The 2,355-nt window shown below is 45.5% G+C and carries 1 protein-coding gene and 1 pseudogene; both read right to left on the bottom strand.

What is annotated here, in order from left to right:
- Nucleotides 1–953, bottom strand: a pseudogene (locus QT990_RS35625) (NHLP bacteriocin export ABC transporter permease/ATPase subunit); the annotation flags it as partial.
- Nucleotides 943–2,355 (bottom strand): ATP-binding cassette domain-containing protein (locus QT990_RS35620; protein WP_333466401.1); only part of this gene is annotated, 1,413 nt, incomplete at its 5' end. The pseudogene QT990_RS35625 and the gene QT990_RS35620, both read right to left, overlap by 11 nt.

The following is a 2,355-nucleotide window of genomic DNA, read 5'->3' as shown; positions in this document are numbered from 1 at the left end:
AATTTAGCAGTGCGATCGCTCAATAAAAGTCGCTGTCCAGTTACCGGGTTGTAAATTTCATAGTTGCGCTTGTTATTTATTAGTAGCGCCACTGGGGTATTATCTGCTTGAAGATAAGCGAGCATTGGGCCACAATCGCCTCGCCACCAACGTTCTGTCAGAAGTACCCGTCGAATTCGCATTTGGGAAGCACGGGCGATCGCCTCCAGTGGCTCCTTTACCCGCTGCATATTTTCCGACTTACCCGCCGGCTTAATCTCAATCCCCATCGCGTGTCCTACGGCTCCTGCGGCTGCTAGGAGGGGATCTCCGATAAAAGTAGCAATAGCTTGTTTGGGCGCAATTAGAGAAACAAAATTCGCCAACGCACCCACAGTTGCAGATTGGTTCAGGCGTTCCCGTTCTTCAAACTGCGCCAGAGTCTCTAATTGAGACTGCTGTTCTAGTTCTTGCAAGCAGCTAAAAAACTGCTGATGGAAGTTGTCTAAAACAGTGAGTTGAGTTTGCCAGGGAGTATGACTCGAAAGTTCAGGGGCGGGTAGCAAAATTCCGCTGAGGTCAAAGACGGAACTCAATTGTCTAAACCAAGCGGTTAGAAGATTGCTGGCAGATGGCAAAGTGGGATCGGGGTCGGGATTGTTATCTAATTCTGAACGCTGGGAATGTAGCAAGGTCGAGTCTGTAACGGGAACTGCCAGAATACATAAAGTGTTGGGACTTTTGAATTTTGATAAATCATCAATATCCGTTGCAAATCCAAACAGGGCTTCACCCGCTTCTGCTGTGAATAAATACCGCCGATTTTCTTGTAAAGTTCCATCTTTAACCGGGCTAACAAACACAGCCACTGAACCCGATTGAATTGTCCAGACTTGTTGCGGATTATCCAGTGGCAATACCTCACCTTGGCCAACAAATTTTGGGGAATTTAAAGCGGTATATTTATTCTTCATTTTCTTGTTCTTCCTCACCTTGAGCCAGTTCAGCGTAGAATCCACCTATTTGAATTAATTCTTCGTGCGTTCCTCGCTCCACTACAACACCGCGATCTAACACGATGATTTCATCGCAGTCTTTAATTGAACTGAGGCGATGTGCCACAATCAAACAACTACAGCCACGTTGCCGCAGGTTATTGTAGATAAACTGTTCGGTTTCTCCATCAAGGGCACTGGTTGCTTCATCCAAAATCAAAATTGAAGGGTTATAAATTAGCGATCGCGCAATTTCTAGCCGTTGGCGTTGTCCGCCACTTAAATTTGCGCCTCCTTCCAATAGTTCGCCGTTATAGCCACCCGGTATCGCTAGAATTACGTCTTGAATTTTGGCATCAATGCAGGCGCGACGAAGTTGGGAATCAGAAACTGTTGTATCCCATAGTGTTAGGTTATCGCGCACGCTTCCTGAAAATAGGAAAACTTCTTGTTCAACAGTAGCCATCGACGTTATTATAACCGAACGGGGAATAGCATTTCTCAGCTTACCATCAAATAAAATCTCGCCCGACCAAGGTTCATAAAGTCCCGCGACTAATTTAGCAACCGTCGATTTTCCAGAGCCACTGCCCCCTACCAACGCCACCCGCCGCCCCGGTTGAATCGTACAGCTAAAGTTTTCGATTAGGGGCCGATTGACTTTTGCATACCCAAAAGTAACGTTACGAAGTTCAATATGTCCTTGCAGACGAATTGTAGAGGCATCAAGGGTAAGAGATGAAGTTTTAGGTTTTTTGTTTTGAGTTGTAAGTTTTGAATTCTGACTTTTGGTATCGATACTGCTTTTTGCAAGTGATGGATCTGTATCATTTGCCAGTACGTCATCTAACCGCATCAGGTTGCCTGCTAAAGTTGGCAGAGTAATACCAAACCCCATCAACTGATTAATGGGTGTCTGAAAGCTTATTAGCAGCGCTTGGAATGCTACCAACATCCCGATGCTTATCTTTCCCTCCATAACTTGCCAACCACCTACTGTCAGCACTAGCGTGGTTGTTAATGCTGTAAGTAAGATAGGTAGGACTTGCAGAATCTCATAGGGTACGGCTATTTTTGTATAGGAATTAACTGATTTGGCGAAATAACCCGACCATCGGGCAAAAAAGTCCGATTCTAGCGCTGAGGCTTTTAAGGTTTCCATGCTTTGAATTCCGGCGATAGCTACCCCCTCCACCTTGCCCAAGTTTTTATCATCCTCCATGAAGGCTTCTTCTAGCCAACCTCCGACTCCTAATAGCGCCACAATGTTTACAACTGCCAACACCAGAGCGATCGCTGTTAGCAGTGGGTTATAAGCAAACATGACCAACAGGTAGATAATTGTCATCACTATGTTGATGATCGTCTCTGCCATACTGCC

This window comes from Microcoleus sp. T3_B1 (genome assembly GCF_036700445.1).
Classification (GTDB): Bacteria; Cyanobacteriota; Cyanobacteriia; order Cyanobacteriales; family Microcoleaceae; genus Microcoleus.
The sequence above is the reverse complement of the archived record's forward strand: the minus strand, read 5'-3'. Positions and strand labels throughout refer to the sequence as shown.